Consider the following 22414-nt stretch of genomic DNA (forward strand, 5'->3'; position numbering starts at 1 on the left):
GATGCGCATCGTCCGGCGCACGCTGATGATCGTGGGTGCGATCCTAGCGTTCGTCGGGCTGTTCTGGCTGGGTCAGGGGATGGGTGTCATCCGCTGGCCCGCCAGTTCGTTCATGATCGATCAGTATCTCTGGGTCGTGACCGGATCGGTCACCGGCGCGCTCGGGCTGCTGTTGGTGCTGATCGCCCGGCGCCTGCCCCGTCGCTGACCGGGCCTTTCCCGAGTCGCGCAGCGGCATCGTCGTCGATCGAGTCGCACCGTAATCGGGCGGCGGAGCCGTAGCGTTCGCGCGACGTAAAAATATTTGTGTATCGGCAACGGCGTTCGATCCCGCAAAATGCGCGCTATGCTCTTGTTAGCGCTGCCATTCGTGACTCGAGCCCCGGTCGCGGCCGCCTGTTGCGACCCGTTCGCTTAAATCGATCTTAATCACGTTCTGCGACGACGGTCTCCTGTTTGGGGGCCGACATCGTATGACTTCTACCTTCTTCCTTCCTGCCGGTCTGGCGATGCCATCGATTGCAACGGTGGCCGAGGAACTGCGTGCGCAGCCGCTCGGCGGTGAGGTCGTGCTCGACGCATCGGCCCTGACCGCGCCCGACCTCAGCGTCGTCCAACTCCTTCTCAGCCTTCGTGCCGAAGCCAGGTCGCAGGGCGGCGATGTCCGCCTGTCCGCGCCGGCCGGCGAGGCGCTGACCGCCCTTCTCCATCGCGGCGGCTTCACCGACGCGATGAGCCCCGACGACAACGCCTTCTGGTTCCACGGAGTCCCGCTGCAATGACTGCTTCCATTCTCGCCGTTGATGATTCCGCCAGCCTGCGCATGGCGATCCGCATCGCCCTGACCGGCGCGGGCTATACCGTGACCGAAGCCGGAGACGGCGTGGAGGGTCTGGCCAAGGCCACGTCGACCAAGTTCGACATGATCGTGACCGACCTGAACATGCCGAACATGGACGGACTGTCGATGATCCGCGAACTGCGCAAGCAGCCGGCGCAGGCCGGCGTGCCGATCATCTTCCTGACCACCGAATCCGATCCGGAAATGAAGAACCAGGCAAAGGCCGCCGGCGCGACCGGCTGGCTGGTCAAGCCGTTCGTTCCGGATCAGCTGGTGAAGGTCGCGCGCAAGGTCCTTGGCCGGTGAGCGGCGACGATCCGATCGCCGCCTTCCGCGTGGAGGCGGGCGAGGTGCTGGATCAGGTCGAACAGGGGCTGCTCGACCTCGGGCACGACCTTGGCAATGCCGATCTGGTCAACGCCGTCTTCCGCGGGCTGCACACGCTGAAGGGCTCGGGCGCGATGTTCGGCTTCGATGCACTCGCCGGCTTCACCCATCACTGCGAAACCGCCTTCGACCGCGTGCGCAAGGGGCAGGTTCCGGCGACCGCCGGGCTGGTCGCGGTCATCCTGTCGGCGCAGGACCATATGCGTGCGCTGGTCGACGGTGACGCCCCCAAGGCGGAAGGCGACGCGATCCTCGCCCGCTTGCAGGCGGCGATCGACGAGGCATCGGGCGTCACTTCCGCTGCCGCCCCGACGGCTGCCCGCACCGGCTGGACCGTGTCGTTCAAGCTGCCGGTCGACGCCATGGCCAACGGCACCAATCCGCTGATGCTGCTCGACGAATTGCGCGAGCTGGGCGACTGCACCGTCGTCGCGCGGACCGACGCCATCCCGCCGCCGTCGCAGCTGGTCCCCACCGAATGCCATGTCGGCTGGGACGTCACGCTGATCGGCGACATCAAGCGCGACGATATCGAGGACGTGTTCATCTTCGTGATGGACGACATGGACCTGACCATCGAACCGCTGGCGGTCGAGGGTGAGGAAGCGCCCATCGCCGAAACACCGGCCGTCGTCGAAGAACCCGTCGTCGCCATGGCCGCCACCGCCAGTGCCGACGGCCCCGCCGCCCGCTCGACCGCCAAGGCCGAGGAAAGCGTCCGCGTCCCCGCCGGCCGTCTCGACGCGCTGATGGACCGCGTCGGCGAACTGGTGATCGCGCAGAGCCGCCTCTCGCAGCTTGCCGACCATGGACAGGACCTCGTGCTGCGCTCGGTCTCCGAGGAGATCGAGCGGCTGGCCGGCGAACTGCGCGAAACCATGATGGTGCTGCGCATGGTCCCGGTCGGATCGCTGTTCTCGCGCTTCCGCCGCCTGATCCACGACCTGTCGCGCGATACCGGCAAGACGATCGAGTTCGAGACCGAAGGCGAAGCGACCGAGGTCGACAAGACCGTGATCGAACGCCTGTTCGACCCGATGGTCCACCTGATCCGCAACAGCTGCGACCACGGCCTCGAAACGCCCGAGGACCGCGCCGCCGTCGGCAAGCCCGCCGCCGGCACCGTCCGCCTCGCCGCGCATCAGGCCGGAGGTGAGGTCGTCATCACCATCCGCGACGACGGCCGGGGCATCAACCGCGCCCGCGTCCGTGCGAAGGCGGAAGCGAACGGCCTGATCCAGCCCGACCAGGCGCTCACCGACCACGAACTGCTCCAGATGATCTTCGCGCCCGGTTTCTCGACCGCCGCGACCGTCACCAACCTGTCGGGCCGCGGCGTCGGCATGGACGTGGTGAAGCGCACGATCGAAGGGTTGCGCGGATCGATCGACGTCCAGTCGACCGAAGGCGAAGGATCGCTGATCGCGCTGCGCATTCCGCTGACGCTGGCGATCATCGACGGCCTGCTCGTGCGGGTCGGCACCGGCCGCTACGTCATCCCGCTGACCGCGGTCGAGGAGTGCATCGAGCTGTCGCTGGAAGACGACATGCGCCATCGCGGCCGCAGCCTCATCACGCTGCGCGAAAAGCTGGTGCCGTTCCTGCGCCTGCGCGAACTGTTCGCGACCGACACCCGGCCGGACCCGTTCCAGAAGATCGTGGTCGTCGCCACGCCGATGGGCCGCGTCGGGCTGGTCGTCGACCAGATCATCGGCAACCACCAGACGGTGATCAAGCCGATGTCGGCGCTTCACCGCGACGCCACCACCTTTGCCGGCGCAACGATCCTCGGCGATGGCGAGGTCGCGCTGATCCTCGACATCGCCCAGCTCATCGCGCTCGGCCAGCCTCGTGAGGAGACGCTGCGTGCAGCCGGATGAACAACGCCAGGCGGGGGGCCTGGTCCCGTGGAACAGCGACCGCCAGCTCGAGGTGCTGGTTTTCGACTTGGGGGGTCAAAGCTTCGCGCTCGAGGCGGTGCTGGTCCGCGAAATCCTCGACATGATGCCCGAAACGCGGGTGCCCGGCGCACCCGATCTGGTCGGCCATGTCATCAACTTTCGCGGGCGGATCATTCCGCTGGCCGACCTGCACCTCGCCTTCGGGATGCGCGTGCCGGAAACGACCAAGGACAGCCGCATCGTCGTGATCGAGGCGGAGCTCGGCGGCGAGCCGACCATCCTCGGCCTGCGCACCGACAAGGTGCACGAGGTCGCGACCTTTTCGGCCGCCCATAGCGAGGACGCGCCGGTCGTCGGCCTGCGCTGGCGCCGCGAACATGTCCGCACGCTGATCCGGCATGGCGACGACGATATCGTCGTCCTGCCCGACCTGAATGCGATTTTCCAATCGATCACGCGCGGCGACGTCGCGGGGACGTCGATCCACTAACATTCCATTTAGGGGGGGGGTCTCCATGCGTGCAACGATCAAGGTTAAATTGGCCGCCACCTTTGCTGCCGTCATCATACTGCTCGCCGTCGTCATCGGCGTCGGCATCAACAAGATGAGCACACTGAACACCGCGATCAGCGATGTTATCGCCGGTCCGGCGCGCCAGTCGCTGACGGCGCAGCAGATCGATACCGAACAGAGCCAGGCGCTGGCGGATCAGCAGTCGCTGATCCTCAACACCGACGCCAGCCGGATGCAGGGCTATTATGACGCGGTAGTTGCCGGCGAAGGCCGCGTGGACAAACTGATCGCCGAGGGACAGTCGCTCGCGTCCGAGAGCGGCAAGCCCTACTGGGTCGAAGTCGCCAAGAGCTGGACCGAACTCAAGCCCGTTTTCGACCGCATCCGCGACATGGGCAAGGCGAACCAGAACGAGGAGGCCACGCGACTGTCGAACGAGGTGCAGGTTCCGCTGCTCAAGAAGATGAACGCCAGCGTCGATCGGCTCACCGATTTCCAGAGCGCGAACATGAAGGAAGCCGACGAGGCGACCAACGTGCTCTACGCCGAAAGCCGCATGGTCCTGGTCGTCACCGGCATCATCGCCTTCGTCATCGCCGTGCTCGGTGCCGTCTGGATTTCGCTGACCGTCTCGCGCGGCCTGAAGCGCATTACCGTTGCGCTGGACGCGGTTGCCATCGGCGACCTCGACAACGAAGTCACCGTCACGTCGAACGACGAGATCAAGGACCTGGTTGATACCGTCAACCGCATGACCGGTTCGCTGCGCAAGTCGGCGACGCTGGCCGACACCATCGCACAGGGCGACCTGACGGTCAGCCACACCCCGCTGTCGGACAAGGACAAGCTGGGCCATGCGCTGGTGACGATGGTCGAACGCCTGCGCAATGTCGTCGGTGACGCATCGGGTGCGGCCGACAATGTCGCCGCTGGCAGCCAGCAGCTCTCCGCCTCGTCGGAACAGGTGAGCCAGGGCGCGACCGAACAGGCCGCCGCTGCCGAAGAAGCATCCGCTTCGATGGAAGAGATGGCCGCCAACATCAAACAGAATGCCGACAATGCCGCCCAGACGGAGAAGATCGCGCGCCAGTCGTCGAAGGACGCCGAGGCGAGCGGCGTCGCGGTCGACCGTGCGGTCGGTGCGATGCGGGTCATCGCCGAGAAGATCGGCATCGTGCAGGAAATCGCCCGCCAGACCGACCTGCTGGCGCTGAACGCGGCGGTCGAGGCGGCACGTGCCGGCGAACATGGCCGGGGCTTCGCGGTCGTCGCATCGGAAGTCCGCAAGCTGGCCGAACGCAGCCAGACCGCCGCTGCCGAAATCAGCGCGGTGTCGGGCGACACGGTGCAGGCCGCGGCACAGGCAGGCGAGATGCTGACCAAGCTGGTCCCCGACATCCGCCGGACCGCCGAACTGGTCGCAGAGATCAGCGCCGCATGCCGCGAACAGGATATCGGCGCAGCACAGATCAACCAGGCGCTGCAACAGCTCGACACCGTCACGCAGCAGAACGCGTCGGCATCCGAACAGATCACCTCGACCTCCGAGGAACTGGCGGGTCAGGCGAACGAACTGCAGCAGAGCATCGCCTTCTTCCGCGTCGAACATGCCCATGGCAACCGCCGTCCGGCGGCCACCCGCAAGCCGGCGGCACCACGGGCGAAGGCCCCCGCCGCCAGCCGCGCCAAGCCCAACTCGGTCGCCGACCAGCAGGCCCGCGCACGCGGCTTCGCACTCGACCTGACGCAAGGCGGGCCCGACAGCGACGACGCTGCCTTTGGAGAAGCCGCATGACCGACAAGACGCCGATGCAGGTCGTGACCTTCGGCCTGGGTGAGGAAGTGTTCGCGGTTCCGGTGACCATGGTCCGCGAAATCCTCGACTATCGCCCCGCCTTTCGCGTGCCGAACGGCCCGGCCTGGATGCTCGGCATCACCGATGTCCGGGGACAGGGTGTGCCGATGATCGACCTGCGGATGCGGCTGGGGCTCAGCGCGGTCGAACCGACGCTGGCGACCCGGGTGCTGATCGTCGACGTGATACTGGCCGACCGGATGCTGTCGCTGGGCCTGGTGGTCGACCGGGTGATCGCGGTCGCGACCTTCGAACGCGAACGGCTCGAAGCCGCGCCGGACATCGGGCTGCGCTGGCGGTCCGACTATATTGCCGGCGTCGTCCGTGAAGCCGATGGCTTCGTCGTCATCATCGACGCAGCGCAGGTCTTCTCCAACGACGACGGCGCGATCGCGACCCTCGCCACCGCCGCCTGACCTGCCCCGCGCCGCGTCCGCCGGACGGATGCGGCGCGGACAGACGCCCGACCGACCACGGCCTGGACAACCATAATAATAAGGATGCCATTCATGTCGCTGCTGTCGCACTTCAACCGCACGTCCCGGCCCGCCGCGGCGATCGCGGAAATCCATGCGCTGACCCGATCGATCGCCGCCGGCGATCTGTCGCAGCGCCTGCGCGAGGACGTCGCGACCGACGAGGCGCGCGAGCTGCTGGCGGCGGTCAACGCACTGCTCGACACGGCGCTGGGTCCGGTCGCGCGGCTGGAAGTGGCGATGGTCCATGTCCTCACCGAACATGATCGCGGCGACATCGACGTCATGCTTGCGCCCGATACGTTCCCCGGCGACGTCGGCCGGATCGCGGATCAGGTGAACCGACTGGTCGGCGCCCATATCGACACCAAGAAGGCGGCAATGGGCTGCGTCCGCGAACTGGCGAACGGCCATTTCGACGCGCCCTTCGCCTCGCTGCCGGGCAAGAAGGCGTTCATCAACGGCGCGATCGAGACGCTGCGCGGCAATCTGCGCACGCTGATCGCCGAAATGAACCACATGTCGGCCGAACATGATCGCGGCGACATCGACGTACAGGTCGCGGCCGACAAATTCCCCGGCGATTTCGCCACGATGGCGACCGGCATCAATACCATGGTCGCCGGCCATATCGCGGTGAAGAAGAAGGCGATGGCCTGTATCAAGGCATTTGGGGAGGGCGATTTCGAAGCAACGCTCGAACCCTTCCCCGGTAAGAAGGCGTTCATCAACGACACCATCGAAACGCTCCGCCGCAACTTCAAGGAAATCTCGGGCGAGATCCAGCGCCTGATCGGTGCCGCGACCGCCGGACAGCTTGGTGAGCGGGGCGACGCCACCCGGTTCGCGGGCGATTATGCCGCGATCATCGCCGGCATCAACGGCATGCTCGACGCGATCATCCTGCCGATTGCCGAGGGTAACCGCGTGCTCGACCGCGTCAGCACCGGCGACCTGACCGGGCGCGTCGACATTGCGTGCGACGGCGATCATCAGCGGATGAAGGACGCGATCAACCGTCTGGTCGACAATCTGTCGCACTTCGCGGGCGAGGTCGCCTTCGCTTCGGATCAGGTCGCCTCGGGCAGCCAGCAGCTCTCCGCCGCGGCCGAACAGGTGAGCCAGGGCGCGACCGAACAGGCCGCCGCCGCCGAACAGGCATCGTCGTCGATGGAGGAGATGGCGGCGAACATCAAACAGAATGCCGACAATGCCGCCCAGACCGAAAAGATCGCGCGCCAGTCGTCGAAGGACGCCGAAACGAGCGGCATCGCGGTCGATCGCGCGGTAGGTGCGATGCGGACCATCGTCGAAAAGATCGGCATCGTGCAGGAAATCGCGCGTCAAACCGATCTGCTGGCGCTGAACGCAGCGGTGGAGGCGGCGCGCGCCGGCGAACATGGTCGCGGCTTCGCGGTCGTCGCGGCCGAAGTCCGCAAGCTCGCCGAACGCAGCCAGAACGCCGCCGCCGAAATCAACGCGGTTTCGTCCGACACGGTCAAGGCCGCGGGTGAGGCGGGCGAGATGCTCGCCCGGCTGGTGCCCGACATTCGCCGGACCGCCGAACTGGTGTCGGAAATCAGCGCCGCGTGCCGCGAACAGGATATCGGCGCATCGCAGATCAACCAGGCGCTGCAACAACTCGACACGGTGACGCAGCAGAACGCCTCCGCCTCGGACGAGATTTCGTCGACCGCCGATCAGCTGGCCGGCCAGGCCGAAGAGCTTCAGGCCAGCATCGCCTTCTTCCAGCTTGCCGAAGGGGCAACGGCGCCCGCCCCGGTCGTCCGTCCCGCCAAGGCGAAACCTGCCAAGGCGATCAAGGCCAAGCCTGCGCCCAAGGCCCGTCGCGGCAGCATCGCCGACCAGCAGTCCCGCGTACGCGGCTTCGCGCTCGACCTGTCGCAGGGCGGCAGCGACGACGAAGACGCCGACTTCGGTCGGGCGGCCTGACCGCCGCACCGCCCTTCTCCCTGCTCCGACGACGTGACCGTCGCCGCCACGTCGATCGAATGGAACCCGCCCTATGTCCGCCTTGCCCGCCCCCTCCCCCGATCTCGACCGGCTCAGCCCGCACAAGTTCGCGAAGCTGTCGGCGCTGATCTATGACAAGACCGGCATCAAGATGCCCGCGACCAAGGTCACGATGCTGCAAGGGCGGCTGCAACGGCGGCTGCGCGAAGTCGGCATCGCGACGCTGGATGCCTATTGCGACCATCTGTTCGACGGCAGCGCACATCCCGACGAGATCATCAACCTGATCAACGCGGTGACGACGAACAAGACCGACTTCTTTCGCGAACCCGGCCATTTCGACTTCATGGCAAAGACCGCGCTGCCAACGCTGGCGGACAGCGGCCGGCGCCGCATCCGCGCGTGGAGCGCGGCCTGCTCGACCGGTGCCGAACCCTATACGATGGCGATGGTGCTCGACCAGTTCGCGCAGAAGAGCGGAGTGGACTATGGCATCCTCGCCACCGACATCGACACCACCGTCCTCGAAACCGCGCGGCGCGGCATATACCCGACCGAAATGGTCGAACCGGTGCCGGCGTCGCTGCGCCAGCGCTATGTCGCCGTCTCGCGCGATCGCAAGGCGAACCAGGTGCGGATGGTGCCGGCCCTGCGCTCGGCGATCGGTTTCGCGCGGCTGAACCTGATGGAGGAACGCTATCCGGTCGGCGAACCGATGGACCTCATCTTCTGCCGCAACGTGCTCATCTATTTCGACAAGGAGACGCAGGAGCGGGTCGTGCGCCGGCTGTGCGCCAATCTGCGGCCCGGCGGCTATCTGTTCCTCGGCCATTCGGAATCGATCGCCGGCATGGACCTGCCCGTCCGGACCGTCTCCTACACCGTCTTCACGAAAGACTGACATGTCCAAGATCCGCGTCCTGATCATCGACGACAGCGCCAGCGTCCGCCAGGCGATGACGGCGATCCTGAGCGAAGACCCCGCGATCGAGGTGATTGCCGCCGCCGCCGACCCCTTCGCCGCCGCGCGCCACATCCAGGAGGAAATTCCCGACGTCATCACGCTCGACGTCGAGATGCCCCGCATGGACGGCGTCACCTTCCTGCGCAAGCTGATGAGCCAGAAGCCGATCCCGGTCGTCATGTGCTCCTCGCTGGTCGAGGAAGGGTCGGAAACCCTGCTCCAGGCGCTGGAAGCCGGTGCGGTCGACGTCATCCTGAAGCCGCGCATGGGTGTCGCCGACCATCTGAACGACGCCAAGATGCGGATTCGCGAAACGGTGAAGGGCGCCGCCCGCGCCCGTGTCCGCACCCGCAGCGCCAGCCGGCTCAACTCGCCCGCCGCAAAGCTCACCGCCGATGCCGTGCTGCCGCCGCCGACCGGCCGGGCGATGAGCCGCACGACCGAGATGGTCGTCTGCATCGGCGCCTCGACCGGCGGGACCGAAGCGCTGCGCGAGGTGCTGGAGGCGTTGCCCGCCAACTCGCCCGGCATCGTCATCGTGCAGCACATGCCCGAAAGCTTCACACGCGCCTTCGCGAAGCGGCTGAACGGCCTGTGCCAGGTCGATGTGAAGGAGGCCGAGGATGGCGACACCGTCATGCGCGGCCACGTACTGATCGCGCCGGGCGGCCTGCGCCACATGATGCTGGAGCGGCAGGGCGCGCGCTATGTCGTGGCGATCAAGGAAGGCCCGCTGGTATCGCGCCATCGCCCGTCGGTCGACGTCCTGTTCCGCTCCGCCGCGCGCAACGCCGGGTCGAATGCGGTCGGGATCATCATGACCGGCATGGGCGACGACGGCGCGCGCGGGCTGCTCGAAATGAAACAGGCCGGCGCCCGCACCTTCGCGCAGGATGAAGCGACGTCGGTCGTGTTCGGCATGCCCAAGGAAGCCATCGCCCGTGGCGCTGCCGACCGGGTCGTCCCGCTCAGCGCCATCGCCCGCGAATTGTTGCAGGCGACCGCGCGATGATCGGTGCGCCCCGCCCCGCCCCCTTCTCCGTTCAGGACTGACGCCATGCACCATATCCGCATCGACACCGACACCGCCGAAGCCCTGAACCTGTCCGACCTGAAGCGCAATCTGGCGATGGTCGCGGCGGGGATGGACGCGCGGTTCGTCCGCGCCGGATCGACCCTGTCGACCGCGATCGAGACGATCGACCGTATCATCCACTCGATCGACGGCGTCACCGGCGCACTCGACGAAAGCGTCGCTGGCATCGCGGTGTCGAGCCTGAAATCGGTCGCCGGACAGCTCGACGCCCTGCCCGTCGTACAGGCGGGGCGTGAGGCGGACATGGCCCGGATCGGTGCGGCATCGCGGGTACTGCGCGATCACGTCATGGACATGCGCCAGGCGCTTCGCGTGCTGCACATCTATGGCATGAACATCAAGATCGCGGCATCGGGCGAGGCGGCTTTCGTGGGCTTCGTCAACGACATGGGGCAACGTCTTGCCACCGGTGAAGAACATCTCGAAGGGTTCCTCGCCAAGCTGAAGGAACTGTCGGGCAGCGTCGGCAGCGTGCAGCAGGCCGGCCGCCTGCTCGCCGCCGAGGCGCGCAAGATCCTGCCCGCCGTGCCGCAGCGCCTTACCCGCGATGCCGACGCGCTCAACGGCCATCTGGGCGACGTCGCATCGATGGCGCGGCAGGTGGCGGAGATCGCGCGAACCGTGCAGGGTCGTGTCGCGACGATGCTCGGCGCGTTGCAGGTCGGCGACAGCACGCGGCAGCGGCTGGAGCATGTCGTGTCGGGCCTGCAACTGCTCGACGGCTGCACGCGCGAACTGGCGCCGGCGCCGCAGGCCGAGGTGACGGCGGTGGTCCACCACCTGCTCGCCGCGCTGCTCGAAACCAGCGCTGCCGATTTCGACCGCGACGCCGCGCTGCTCGTCGCCAGCCTGAAGGCGTTGCAGCCCGACACCGCCGCGCTGCTCGACCTGATCGACGACGGCACCGGGCGCAACGGCCGCCCGTTCCTCGTCCAGATCGAGGAGGCCGTGGGCGAAGTCGCGATCATCACCGTGCAGTTGCAGGAAGCCGACCATCGCTCCGGCGCGATGCTGGGCCTCATCACCGAAACCGTCGACGAACTGACCGGCCGCCTCGAACAGCTGCAACGCGTGCAGTTCAACGTGCAGGACATCGCCACCAACACCCGCCTGCTGTGCCGCCGCCATGGCGATCTGGGCAAGGCGGTGTCGGTCGTCGCGGGCGAAGTCGATATCTATGCCCATTCGCTCGGCAATGCGATGCGCGGCATCGGCCAGCCGATCCGCGAACTGTCCGACGTCAACGCGCTCCTCGCCCAGAAGCGCGGGGTCGAGGGGGACAGCGACATGGGGACCAAGCTGTCGCAGGCGCTGGTCGTCATCCGCGAAGGATGCCAGCGCACCGATCTGGCCGTTCGCGAGGGCGGCGACGATGCCCGCCAGTTGATCGAACTGCTGACGATCGCCGGCGACGAGATCGGCGCCGAGCTGCAACTGGGCGCGAACATGCGTCAGGCGGCGATCCTGCTGTCGGCGGCGCCGCACATCGACCAGCTGTCGGACGAAGCCCATGCCGCACTTGCCGGCCTGCTGCCGCAGATTTTCGCGCTCTACACCATGGCGCAGGAACGCGACGTCCACACCGCCAACGTGCCCCATGCCTTCGCCGTCACGACCGCCGTCGTCGAAACCGACGACGACGACGACGGCCTGTTCTGATCGATCGGCCGGGGGCGCAAGCCTTTGCACCTCCGGCCAAAGGCGGATAAGCGGTAGCGGGTGACGACCGACCTTACCCGTTCGCAACGATTGAAAGCCGCGACCGCGACGATCCACGATACGCTGGACCAGCGGATCATGGCCCTCGATCCCTTCTCGTCGCCTGCACGCTATGTCTGCTTCCTGCGCGCGCAGCAGGCGTTTCACGATGCCCTCGCGCCGCTCTATGCCGCACCCACGATGCAGGCGCTGATCCCGGATCTGGCGGAACGCGACCGATCGGCGGCGATCGCGGCGGACATTGCCGACCTCACCCTGCCGCTACCGGCTGTGCCCGACGCTCGACCGGTAGAGCCTGTCGACATGTCGACGTCGCTCGGCTGGCTCTACGTCGCCGAAGGATCGTCGCTGGGCGCGGCCTTCCTGCTGAAGGCAGCGCAGCGGATCGGCCTGTCGACCGATCATGGCGCACGCCATCTCGCCGGTCATCCCGAAGGGCGTGCGGCGCATTGGCGGCGCTTCACCGCGCGGATCGACGACGCGACGATGACTGCCGAGGACGAAGACCGCATGATCGCCGCCGCCCGCGATGCCTTTACCCGGTTCCGCACGCTGGTCGACGCCGCCTTCGCCTGAGGCGTCAATCGGCAGCGGCCGCCAGCGACTCCCGCACCCGCGTCAGCGCCATCTCCACCGGCTCGTGCTCGCCCATCAGCGCGAAGCTGCCGGTAATGTCGAACAGGCAATGACCATGCACCGTGGCGACCAGCGATCGGGCCAGCGTCGCCGCCCGATCGGCATGATCGGGGCCCAGCGCGGCCGCGACCTCGTCGACGACGATCCGGGTCAGCTCGCCGCGCTGCCGGCCCTGCGCCTCCTCCATCACGAAATCGTCCGGCAGGTGATGTTCGTAGATCGCCCGCCACAAATTGCGGTTGGTCCTCGCGAAGGTGAAATAGCTTTCCACCAGGCAGCGGATGCGATCCTCCGGCCCGGCGGCCAGCGCCGCGGTCAGGTCGCGCGCCCATAGCTGGAATGTGCGGGTGTTGAGCGCGACCAGAAACCGGTCATAGCTGCCGAACACATTGTAGAGCGTGCCGATCGAATAACCGATCCGCTTGGCCACCTCGCGCGCGGAAAACCGGGCGAACCCAACTTCGGCCAGATGACGATGCCCTTCGGTCAGGAGCATCTGTTCGATTTCCTGCCGGCTGTGATCCGATCTGCGTCCCATCGACGGTCCGATGCCATATCGGACCAGCCGGGTCGATCCTTCGGTGCGTTCAGTCCGGGGCGAACCGGCCCGGCAGCATCAGGACGAACCGCGCCCCCTGCCCCGGCGCGCTGTCGACCAGGATGTCGCCCCGCATCGCCCGCGCCAGCCGCCGCGCGATGTATAGCCCCAGCCCGCTGCCCCCCGCCTCGGTCGGGTCGACCCGCCCGAACTTCGCGAAGATGCGCTCCTGATCGGCGGGGGCAATGCCCTTGCCCTGATCGCCGACGATCACGCAGGCATCGTCGCCGTCGCGTTCCAGCAATATCCATACCGTCCCGCCGGGCGGCGAATAGCGGACCGCATTGCCGATCAGGTTGACCAGGATTTGCAGCACGCGGCGAAACTCGCCGCTCGCCGGCATGGCTTCGTCGAACGACGGGCGCTCGATCCGCACATCGCCCTGCGCCGCGCGCACCGCCAGCAACCCCGCCGCGCGCCGCGCGACATCGGCCAGGTCGAGGTCCTCGACCGCGACCGCGAAGTCCGCCCGCTCGATCGCCGACAGATCCTCCAGATCATCGACCAGCCCCAGCAGATGCCGCCCCGCGCTGGCGATATCTGCAGCATAGGCGACGTAATCGTCGCGCAGCGGCCCGTCGGCCTGCGCGGACATGCTGTCGGCATTGGCGATGATCCGGCCCAGCGGATCGCGCAGCGCCCGGCCGATCCGGCGGCTGAACCCGTCGGGCAGGTCGGATGCAACCTCGTCCGGCTGCGCCGGCACGTCCCCTGGCGACAGGTCGCGTGCCGCGCCGTCGAACCCGGCGAACTGGCCATTGGCATCGGCGCGCGGCACCGCCGACAGCCGGACGCGATGCGCCGTCCCGCGGATCGCCGCTTCCTGTCCGTCGAACCACGCTTGTGCCGCCAGCGCGCTCAGGATCGGAAAGCCCCCATCGCCATCGTCGTTCAGCGCGAACAGCCGCGTGATCGGCTGGCCCAGCACCGCCTGCGGATCGAAGCCCAGCCGGGCGGCGGCATGATCCGACACATGGGTCAGGTGCAGCGCGGCATCGGTGGTCCATAGCCAGTCGGCATCCGAACGCAGGAAATCCGCCTCGCGCCGATGCGCCGGCTCGGCCTCCCACGGTGCGCCCGCCTGCCAGCCGCTCACCTCCAGCCTGATGCCCAGCTCGTCCGGCTCGGCCCGCACCGTCAGCGCGATATCGTCCTCGCCATCGGCGGCGACGATCGGGCGGGTGAGCGCGATGCCCAGCCGCTGCACCAGCCGCACCAGCGCGGCGATCTGCGGCACCGCGACCGGCTGTCCCGGGGCACCGCCGGCGCGGCGGTTCAGTTCGGCCAGACGCGGCTCGGCATCGAGCAGCAGCCCGTCGGCCGACAATCGTCCGATCGCGGGCGCCGCACCGGGGCGATGATCGTTCACGCCCCCGCCCCCAGCGCCAGCATCGCCGCGTGATAATCGGCATCCAGCGCCATCGGCGCCAGCGCGATGCGCGCGGCGTCGGGCGTCACTTCCATGATGACGTCGATCCGATCGGCGAACCCCTCGACATCGCGTACCGGTTCGGACTCGGCCAGTGCAAAGCCGATCCGCGCGATCGTCGCCCGGTCGACCGCGAGCGCGCGCAGCACGACCCAGAGCCGCGCACCGTCCGGGTCGATCACCAGATCGCGCACCCGTTCGAACGCCAGCCCGCTCGCCCGCGCGACCAGTGCCGTGAACAGGATCAGCCGCCCGTCGCCGATCGCCTCGGCCAGCAAGGCCCCGACTTCCTCGCCCTGCGGCTCGATCGCCTGCGCCAACCGCATCGCGGCGACCTCCAGCGGGACCAGCTCGCTCTGCGCGTCGATCGCCCGTCGCACCGACTCGGCCAGCGCCGCATCGACCATCGCGATCTGCTCGCCCGCACCCGCCATCTCGCGCAGCGCCGCCGCGACCCACCATGCCAGTCGCGCGTACAGCGGCCGGACCAGTTCGACCGCCGCCGGAACTCCCACGACCATGCCCCCGCGCCGCGCCTGCGCCGCCAGCATCGACACGGCCGCCGCGGCGACCAGCCGGTCGCTCGACTGCGCCAGCCGCGCGACCATCGTCGGCCCGTCGCCAGCGCCCGTGACCATCACCGGCAACCCCTGCGCGATCGCATCCAGCCGCACCCGCGCGAACAACTCGCCGAACAGCGCCGGGTCGCGGAACAGCCCGGCCCGCACCACCCGGTCGAACGGCGATCCCGCCCCGCGCAGCCCCTGCGCCAGCGCCGCCTGCCCCCGCGCGGTCAACAGCCGGATGGCGTGATCCCGCACCGTCGCATCGATGCCGCCGACCATCGCCCGCATCACCGCGTCCAGCGCGGCGGCGGTCCGGTCGTCGATCCGCGCATCGTCGGGCAGATGGAAATGCTCGGCCGCCGCGCGCAGCCGCCGATGCCCCGCCCGCTCCGCTGCAGCGACATGGTCCAGCAGCAGAATGGCGGCAGCGCTGGCCTCGCGGGAATCGATCGGGTCGATGGACATGGTTCCGGCTTTAACCTTACCCGGTTAAGGCTAAGCTAAGCCTCGCGCCGCAGATTTTCGATGGCGTGGGCAAGGGTAATGCCCGCGTGCAGCGCGACCAACGCCAGCCCGATCGTCGATGTTCCCGCCAGTGCGAACGGTGCGAGCAGTACCAACGCCGTCGCCGGCGTCGCGGCCCAGGGCGGGCGGACGGCGGGCGAGCGCCGCGCGAGGATCGTCGCCGCCACGCCGACCAGCGCCAGCACCCCCGCCGTCCCGGCCTGCACGATCAGCGACTGGACCAGCCCGATGCCCAGCACCCCGGCCACGCCGAACACATCGACCCCGCGTTCCTGCCACGCGGCATGCCCGTCCTCGCCGCGCAACCATCCGAGCAGCGACCCGGCCGACAGCACGACCATCGCCAGGAACAGCAGCACCGTCGCCGCCCCCGCACTCCAGAACGGGATCGCCGCCAGCCCCGCGACGCCCAGCACCCCGCCCGCCGCACCGATCGCGACATCGGGCACCTTGCGCCGCACCAGCAGCGGCAGCAGCAACCGCGACACGGGCGTGAAGACGTACCGGTCGATCCACCCCGTCCGCTGTTCGGCCAGCGACGCCAGCACGTCCTTGCTCCGCACCTCCAGCGTGCCCGCATCGCGCTCCACGCCATGTCCCGAGCGCACCGCCTTGGCCGGCAGCAGGACATGCGCCGCGCGTGCCTGGGTCGCGACGCGCAGCAGCGTCGACTGAAAATCATATTCGCGCGGCAGCCGGGCGGCATCGTCCAGCCGGTCGACCGACAGCGTCGCGACCCCGGCCCAGCAATGCTCGGCATCGACCCGCTCGACCGAGGTCGCATCGCCGGTCGGCGTGACCAGCAGCGTGTCGACCGGCTCCAGCGCCATCCCCTCGACCACCGCGTCGGTCGTGACCAGCCCGTCGGCCAGCGCGACGATGGTGGCGAGCGGGTGGACCTTCGCCTTCGCTTCCTCGGCCGACCGCACGATATCGACCGTCGCCCCGCGCCGCCCGATCCGGTTGACCGCCGCCGCCAGCGCGGGCGTCACCCGCCCGACCGCGACCAGCAACTGCCCGGCACCGGCCGCGACCAGCAGCCGCGCCTGATATTCGATCAGGGTCATGCCGCCAAAGGGCAATGTCGCCGCCAGCACGCCGGGCTGGTGTTCGGCTTCTTCGGTCGCGAAAATCAGGCCGGTCAGCATGAAGGGCCGTTAAGCGCTGACGAGCCGCAGCGCCAGCCCCGCGCGCGGTGCCGGATACAGCACGCCGCCGGTCAGCGGCGCCGCCACGCCGGTCGTCCCCGGAAAGGTGATCGGCAGCCCTTTGAGCGACCGCACCGCCAGATAGGCGAACCCCTCCGCCTCCAGCGCATCGCCGTCCCAGCCCAGCACGTCGCTCGGCTCGGCCGTCACGCCGCACCGCTCGCCGATCATGCGCAGCATCACCGGATTATGCCGCCCGCCGCCGCCGACCAACAGCCGCTTCGGCCGCGCCGGCAACTGGTCGAGCGCCTCGGCAACACAGGCGGCGGTAAAGGCGGTCAGCGTCGCCGCCCCGTCCGCCGCCGACAGCCCGCGCGCCGGCTGGATGGTGAAGTCGTGCCGGTCCAAGGACTTGGGGTGCGGCAGTTCGAAGAACGGATGGTCGAGCATCGCGGTCAGCACCGCCTCGTCCACCTTGCCACCCGCCGCCAGCGCCCCGCCTTCGTCGTAGCGCGCGCCGCTCTCCGCCTCGACCCAGCTGTCGACCAGTCCGTTGGCCGGCCCGGTATCGAACGCGATCAGCTCGTCGCCCTCGCCGACATAGGTGACGTTGCCGACCCCGCCAAGGTTCAGCACCGCCACCGGCTTGTCCATGCCCGCCGCCCGCGCCGCGTGATAGATGGGCAGCAACGGCGCGCCCTGCCCGCCGGCCTTCACGTCCGCCACGCGCAGATCGGCGACGACGTCGATCCCGGTCGCGGCCGCCAGCGCCGCACCATCGCCCAGCTGCCACGTCCAGCCCTTGTCCGGGCGATGCGCCACCGTCTGTCCGTGATAGCCGATCACGTCGACGCTCCGCGCCTCGACGCCGGCCTTCTCCAGCAGCGCGGTGACGGCGGCGGCGTGGGTGCGGGTCAGCAGTTCCTCCGCCCGCTCGATCAGCGGATGCTCGCCCGGATCGTCGAACAGCAGCGCCAGTTCGGTCGCGGACGCCAGGGTCGCACGATCCTCGTCGCTATAGGGCGTGCCGACGAACGCGACCGGCCGCACCTCCCCCTCGCCATCGGTCTCGATCAGTGCCGCGTCGATCCCGTCGAGCGAGGTTCCAGACATCAGGCCGATCGCAAGCAAGGGGGCATCTCCGCGCAAATGGACATTCTCAATATCGCCTGAACCGTGCCGAAGTCGAGATACGTGGACTTGGGTGCGCCCGCGACGCTAAGGGAACGCGCATGACCTATTCGTCCGACCTGCTCAACACCCTGTCCGAACGGGGCTATATCCATCAGCTGACCGACGCCGCCGGCCTCGACGCGCTGGCGAGCGAGCAGGTCGTGCCCGGCTATATCGGCTTCGATCCGACCGCCCCGTCGCTGCACGTCGGCAGCCTGGTGCAGATCATGCTGCTGCGCCGGATGCAGCAGACCGGCCACAAGCCGATCGTGCTGATGGGCGGCGGCACCGGCAAGATCGGCGATCCGAGCTTCAAGGACGAAGCGCGCAAGCTGCTGGCCGAGGACGGCATCGCCAGCAACGTCGCGTCGATCAAGCGCATCTTCGAACGCTTCCTGACCTTCGGCGACGGACCTTCGGACGCGGTGATGGTCGACAATGCCGACTGGCTCGACAAGCTGGAATACATCCCGTTCCTGCGCGAGGTCGGGCAGCATTTCAGCGTCAACCGGATGCTGTCGTTCGATTCGGTAAAGCTGCGCCTCGACCGCGAACAGTCGCTGTCCTTCCTCGAATTCAACTACATGATCCTGCAGGCCTACGACTTCCGCGAATTGTCCAGCCGCCATGGATGCCGCATGCAGATGGGCGGCAGCGACCAGTGGGGCAATATCGTCAACGGCATCGAACTGTCGCGCCGCATGGACGGGACCGACGTCTATGGCGTCACCACCCCGCTCATCACCACGGCGGACGGTGGCAAGATGGGCAAGACAATGTCGGGCGCGGTGTGGCTGCACGAGGATCAGCTGCCCCATTTCGATTACTGGCAATTCTGGCGCAACACCGACGACCGCGACGTCGGCCGTTTCCTCCGCCTGTTCACAGACCTGCCACTCGATGAAATCGCCCGGCTCGAAGCGTTGCAGGGCGCCGAGATCAACGAGGCCAAGAAGATCCTCGCCAACGAAGCCACCGCCATGTGCCGCGGCGCCGACGCCGCCGCCGGTGCGGCCGAGACGGCACGCCGGACCTTCGAGGAGGGATCGGCAGGCGACACGCTGCCGACCTTCGCGGTGGCGGGCGGGATCACCGTGGTCGACGCGCTGGTCGCGCTGGGCCTCGCCGCGTCGAAGGGTGAAGCGCGCCGCCTGATCAAGGGCGGTGGCGCACGGGTCGATGGCGAAAAGGTCGTCGACGAAGCGCAGCTGATCGCGGTGGAAGCGCCGGTGCGGGTATCGGCGGGCAAGAAGCATCACGGGCTGCTGACGCCGGCGGGGTAAGGCAGCTTAGCCCCGCCCACCCCGTTCGGTTCGAGCAGCTTCGAGCCTGTCGAGAAGCGCCCGTCGAGAACCCGGTCATTTGGGCAACCCCTTCTCGACTACGGTTCCCGACAAGCTCGAACCTACGCTCGAAGCGAACGGGTGGAGATAAGGATTGAGGCGAGCGCACCCTACCCCCGCCGAACCAACACCGCCCCAACCAACACCAACGCCACCCCAATTAGCCGCACCCCACTGATCGGCGCCTTGGGCAACCCGATCAACCCGAACCGATCGATCACCAGCGCCGCGACCAGCTGCGTCGCGATCATGATCGTCAGCATCGACGCCAGCCCCAGCCGCGGCGCGGCAAAGGCCGCCGCCAACACGAAGAACGCCCCATACGCCCCGCCCAGAAACATCCACGACCGCGCCTCGCGCAGGTTCGCCAGCGGCGTCCGATCGGCGATCAACCACACCCCGATCAGGATCAGCGTCCCCACCGCAAACGACACCAGCGCCGCGAGCAACACCGACCCGATACTCCGCCCCAGCGCGGCATTGGTCGGCGGCTGCACGGCAAGGCCGATACCACCCAGCAGGGCGACGAGGAGCGGAGCAAGGGCGTTCATGGCGCGGGAGCTATCCGCTTGATCCCGCACGAGCAACTATCGTCATTCCGGCGAAAGCCGGAATCCACGGATGCGGAGACGTAGCGGCTCCATCGAGAACGCCCGACACAATGGATTCCGGCCTCCGCCGGAATGACGGTGGCTTAGTGGCAAGCCACGCTGTCCTTCCGGTACCCTCGCGAAGGCGGGGGTCCAGGGTAACAAGGCGCAACGACCGCGGCTCTGGATCCCCGCCTGCGCGGGGATACGGCCTATGGCCGATCACCCCGACCGCAACCGCCCAACCCCCGCATCCCGCTCGAACAGATACAGCGCCACCCGCGCCGCCTGCCCCCTCGGCCCTTCCAACCCGCCATCCCGATCCACCAGCAACCGCGCATCGGCATTCGCCACCGGCAGCAACTCGCCCAGCATCTCCGGCGTCGCCAGCCGGAACACCGCCTCCCCGGATTGCCGCGTGCCGAGCAACTCGCCACCCCCGCGCAGCCGCAGATCCTCCTCGGCAATCCGGAACCCGTCGTTGCTCTCGCGCATCAGCGCCAGCCGCGCCCGCGACGTTTCCGACAGGCTGTTCCCCCGCAGCAACAGGCACACCGACTTGCCCCCGCCCCGGCCCACCCGCCCGCGCAACTGGTGCAACTGGGCAAGCCCGAAGCGGTCCGCCGCCTCGATCACGATCAGCGTCGCATTGGGCACGTCGACCCCGACCTCGATCACCGTCGTGGCCACCAGCACGCCCGCGCGCGCCGCGGCGAACTCGGCCATCACCGCGTCCTTCTCCAGCGGCTTCATCCGCCCATGGACCAGCGCGACCTTGTCGCCGAAGCGTTGCCGCAGCGCCTCCGCCCGCGCCTCGGCAGCCGCCAGGTCGGACTTCTCGCTCTCCTCGACCAGCGGGCATACCCAGTACGCCTGCTTGCCCGCCGACAAATGCCGCGCCAGCCCATCGACCACCGCGTCCAGCTTGTCCTCGGACATCACGACCGTCTCGATCGGCTCGCGCCCCGGCGGCATCTCGTCCAGCCGGCTGACGTCCATCTCGCCATATTGGGCGAGCGTCAGCGTCCGCGGGATCGGCGTCGCGGTCATCACCAGCAGATGCGGTGGCCGCGCCGCCTTCGCCTGCAACATCATCCGCTGCGCGACGCCGAAGCGATGCTGTTCGTCGACTACCACCAGCCCCAGGTCGCGATAGGCTACCGCCTCCTGAAAGATCGCGTGCGTGCCGACCAGAATGTCGATCGACCCGTCGGCCAACCCCATCAACACGCCCTCGCGCACGCGCCCCTTGTCGCGTCCGGTCAGCGCGGCGACGGTGACGCCGGTCCCCGCCAACTGCCGCTGCAACGTCGCATAATGCTGCCGCGCCAGGATTTCGGTCGGCGCCAGCAACGCCCCCTGCGCCCCGCCCTCGACCGCGATCAGCAGCGCCATCAACGCGACCAGCGTCTTGCCCGACCCGACATCGCCTTGCAGCAGCCGCAGCATCGGCTGGGTCTGCGCCATGTCGCCCTCGATCTCGCCGATCGTCCGCGACTGCGCGCCGGTCGGCTTGTATGGCAGGTCGAGTTTCGCGCGCAGCCGCCCGTCCCCGGTCAGCGCCCGCCCCTTACGCGCCCGCGCCTCGCCCCGCACCAACAGCAGCGCCAACTGATTGGCGAACACCTCGTCATAGGCCAGCCGCTCCCGCGCCTTCGCATCCGCCGGATCGGCATGGATGCGCGCCAACGCTTCCTTCCACGCCGGCCACTGATGTTTGCTGAGCAAACTAGGCTCGATCCATTCGGGCAGGTCGGGCGCGCGCTCGATCGCCTGCGCCGCCAATTGCCCGACCCGGCGCGATGTCAGCCCTTCGGACAGCGGATAGATCGCTTCCCGCTCGGGCAGGCTGTCCGCCTCCGCCTCAGGCAGCACATGGTCGGGATGGACTATCTGCAACTCCTGCCCGTACGTCTCCAGCTTGCCGGACACCAGCCGCGTCTCGCCCAGCGGGAACAGCTTCTTCACCCAGCCCGACGATCCGCCGAAATAGGTCAGGTTGACGATATTGCCGTGTTTGTCGGCGGCACGCACCCGCGTCGGCCCGCGCCCCGCGCTCACCCGGTAATCGACGGCGGTCAGCGGGATCGCGATCACCCGCCCCGCATCCTGTTCCATCAGCTCGTTCCGCTTCAACCGGTCGACCCAGCCGGTCGGCAGGTGGAACGCCACATCGGCCACCCGCGACAACTTCAACCGCTCCAGCGGCTTGGCCAGCGCCGGGCCGACCCCTTTCAGCGAGGTGACTTCGGCAAACAGCGGGTTGAGGAGTTCGGGACGCATGACTACTTGGTCCTATATCCCAACCGACGGTCGCTGCCAGCGTCCGGCGGCGCAATTGCATTGGAACGTCATGGACCGCGAAACCCGGCTGAAGCGCCTGAAATTCCGTAGCTGGCATCGCGGCACCCGCGAAGCCGACCTGATGATCGGCGGCTATTTCGACGCGCATTCGGCGACGTGGAGCGATACCGACATGGACTGGTTCGAAACGTTCCTCGAGGAACAGGATGTCGACATCATGGCGTGGGCGATGGGCGTCCAGCCGGCTCCGGCGCAGTTCGACCATCCGGTGCTGCATGCCATGCGGAAGATGGATTTCGTGCCGGTCAGCCGCTGAACTGAACAATCTCCCTCTCCCCTTCAGGGGAGAGGGTCGGGGAGAGGGGCAGTAACGAA

General features: G+C 68.2%; 21 protein-coding genes. 14 read left to right on the forward strand and 7 right to left on the reverse strand.

Annotation, left to right across the window (positions count from 1 at the left end; all coding sequences use genetic code 11):
• Window position 1: 1 nt before the first annotated feature.
• The 12 genes from PPZ50_RS13230 (at window position 2) to PPZ50_RS13285 (ending at window position 12303) form a co-directional block, all read left to right on the forward strand.
• Window positions 2-208 carry a hypothetical protein gene (locus PPZ50_RS13230; RefSeq protein ID WP_066694334.1) on the forward strand — a complete coding sequence of 69 codons (207 nt, stop codon included), beginning with the start codon at window positions 2-4 and terminating at the stop codon, window positions 206-208.
• 301 nt (window positions 209-509) lie between these two features.
• Window positions 510-782: an STAS domain-containing protein gene (locus PPZ50_RS13235; RefSeq protein ID WP_066694337.1), complete on the forward strand. Its 273-nt coding sequence runs from the start codon at window positions 510-512 to the stop codon at window positions 780-782.
• The gene (locus PPZ50_RS13240) at window positions 779-1147 is read left to right on the forward strand and encodes a response regulator (protein WP_066694346.1); all 369 of its coding nucleotides are present in this window, start codon (window positions 779-781) and stop codon (window positions 1145-1147) included. Before PPZ50_RS13235 ends, PPZ50_RS13240 begins: the two co-directional genes overlap by 4 nt.
• Window positions 1144-3108, forward strand: a complete 1965-nt coding sequence (locus PPZ50_RS13245) for a chemotaxis protein CheA (protein WP_066694347.1) — start codon at window positions 1144-1146, stop codon at window positions 3106-3108. Before PPZ50_RS13240 ends, PPZ50_RS13245 begins: the two co-directional genes overlap by 4 nt.
• Window positions 3095-3619, forward strand: a complete 525-nt coding sequence (locus tag PPZ50_RS13250) for a chemotaxis protein CheW (protein ID WP_066694349.1) — start codon at window positions 3095-3097, stop codon at window positions 3617-3619. The genes PPZ50_RS13245 and PPZ50_RS13250 overlap by 14 nt, the downstream gene beginning before the upstream one ends.
• 25 nt (window positions 3620-3644) lie before the next feature.
• Window positions 3645-5438, forward strand: a complete 1794-nt coding sequence (locus PPZ50_RS13255; RefSeq protein WP_066694351.1) for a methyl-accepting chemotaxis protein — start codon at window positions 3645-3647, stop codon at window positions 5436-5438.
• Window positions 5435-5914, forward strand: a complete 480-nt coding sequence (locus PPZ50_RS13260; protein WP_066694353.1) for a chemotaxis protein CheW — start codon at window positions 5435-5437, stop codon at window positions 5912-5914. The genes PPZ50_RS13255 and PPZ50_RS13260 overlap by 4 nt, the downstream gene beginning before the upstream one ends.
• Before the next feature lie 93 nt (window positions 5915-6007).
• Window positions 6008-7927, forward strand: coding sequence for a methyl-accepting chemotaxis protein (locus PPZ50_RS13265; protein ID WP_198158628.1), 1920 nt, complete (start codon window positions 6008-6010; stop codon window positions 7925-7927).
• 73 nt (window positions 7928-8000) lie between these two features.
• A complete protein-coding gene (locus tag PPZ50_RS13270; protein ID WP_066694355.1) occupies window positions 8001-8849 on the forward strand; it encodes a CheR family methyltransferase in 849 nt (282 codons plus the stop codon).
• Window position 8850: 1 nt separating this feature from the next.
• On the forward strand, window positions 8851-9924 hold the full coding sequence (locus PPZ50_RS13275; RefSeq protein WP_066694356.1) for a protein-glutamate methylesterase/protein-glutamine glutaminase: 1074 nt from the start codon (window positions 8851-8853) through the stop codon (window positions 9922-9924).
• Window positions 9925-9969: 45 nt separating this feature from the next.
• Complete coding sequence (locus PPZ50_RS13280; protein WP_066694357.1) at window positions 9970-11667, forward strand: hypothetical protein; 1698 nt, start codon at window positions 9970-9972, stop codon at window positions 11665-11667.
• A 60-nt stretch (window positions 11668-11727) separates the two neighbouring features.
• Window positions 11728-12303, forward strand: coding sequence for a biliverdin-producing heme oxygenase (locus PPZ50_RS13285; protein ID WP_066694359.1), 576 nt, complete (start codon window positions 11728-11730; stop codon window positions 12301-12303).
• A gap of 4 nt (window positions 12304-12307) precedes the next feature.
• On the opposite strand, the gene PPZ50_RS13290 is transcribed toward PPZ50_RS13285, so the two are convergent.
• The 5 genes from PPZ50_RS13290 to PPZ50_RS13310 are packed head-to-tail and all read right to left on the reverse strand — an operon-like array spanning window position 12308 to window position 17742.
• Entirely contained in the window at window positions 12308-12901 is a 594-nt protein-coding gene (locus PPZ50_RS13290) for a TetR/AcrR family transcriptional regulator (protein WP_066694362.1), read from the reverse strand.
• A 49-nt stretch (window positions 12902-12950) separates the two neighbouring features.
• Window positions 12951-14330 (reverse strand): PAS domain-containing sensor histidine kinase, encoded by a 1380-nt coding sequence (locus tag PPZ50_RS13295; protein ID WP_066694364.1) that lies wholly within the window; start codon window positions 14328-14330, stop codon window positions 12951-12953.
• Window positions 14327-15421, reverse strand: coding sequence for a DUF2336 domain-containing protein (locus PPZ50_RS13300; RefSeq protein ID WP_066694366.1), 1095 nt, complete (start codon window positions 15419-15421; stop codon window positions 14327-14329). The genes PPZ50_RS13295 and PPZ50_RS13300 overlap by 4 nt, the downstream gene beginning before the upstream one ends.
• A gap of 35 nt (window positions 15422-15456) precedes the next feature.
• The gene (locus tag PPZ50_RS13305; protein ID WP_066694368.1) at window positions 15457-16629 is read right to left on the reverse strand and encodes a hypothetical protein; all 1173 of its coding nucleotides are present in this window, start codon (window positions 16627-16629) and stop codon (window positions 15457-15459) included.
• Window positions 16630-16638: 9 nt separating this feature from the next.
• The gene (locus tag PPZ50_RS13310) at window positions 16639-17742 is read right to left on the reverse strand and encodes an anhydro-N-acetylmuramic acid kinase (RefSeq protein ID WP_066694586.1); all 1104 of its coding nucleotides are present in this window, start codon (window positions 17740-17742) and stop codon (window positions 16639-16641) included.
• Between the two features lie 119 nt (window positions 17743-17861).
• Between PPZ50_RS13310 and tyrS the strand changes: the two genes are divergently transcribed.
• Complete coding sequence (gene tyrS, locus PPZ50_RS13315; protein ID WP_066694374.1) at window positions 17862-19085, forward strand: tyrosine--tRNA ligase; 1224 nt, start codon at window positions 17862-17864, stop codon at window positions 19083-19085.
• A 170-nt stretch (window positions 19086-19255) separates the two neighbouring features.
• Here the strand turns inward: tyrS and PPZ50_RS13320 are convergent, their stop codons facing one another.
• Together PPZ50_RS13320 and recG are read right to left on the reverse strand one after the other, a co-directional pair.
• Window positions 19256-19696 (reverse strand): DMT family transporter, encoded by a 441-nt coding sequence (locus PPZ50_RS13320; protein ID WP_066694376.1) that lies wholly within the window; start codon window positions 19694-19696, stop codon window positions 19256-19258.
• 261 nt (window positions 19697-19957) lie between these two features.
• Window positions 19958-22018, reverse strand: coding sequence for an ATP-dependent DNA helicase RecG (gene recG / locus PPZ50_RS13325; RefSeq protein WP_066694383.1), 2061 nt, complete (start codon window positions 22016-22018; stop codon window positions 19958-19960).
• 70 nt (window positions 22019-22088) lie between these two features.
• On the opposite strand from recG, the gene PPZ50_RS13330 reads away from it, so the two are divergent.
• Window positions 22089-22355 (forward strand): FAD assembly factor SdhE, encoded by a 267-nt coding sequence (locus PPZ50_RS13330; RefSeq protein ID WP_066694386.1) that lies wholly within the window; start codon window positions 22089-22091, stop codon window positions 22353-22355.
• Window positions 22356-22414: the final 59 nt, after the last annotated feature.

Origin of the sequence: Sphingomonas hankookensis (assembly GCF_028551275.1) — a bacterium.
Classification (GTDB): Bacteria; Pseudomonadota; Alphaproteobacteria; order Sphingomonadales; family Sphingomonadaceae; genus Sphingomonas; species Sphingomonas hankookensis_A.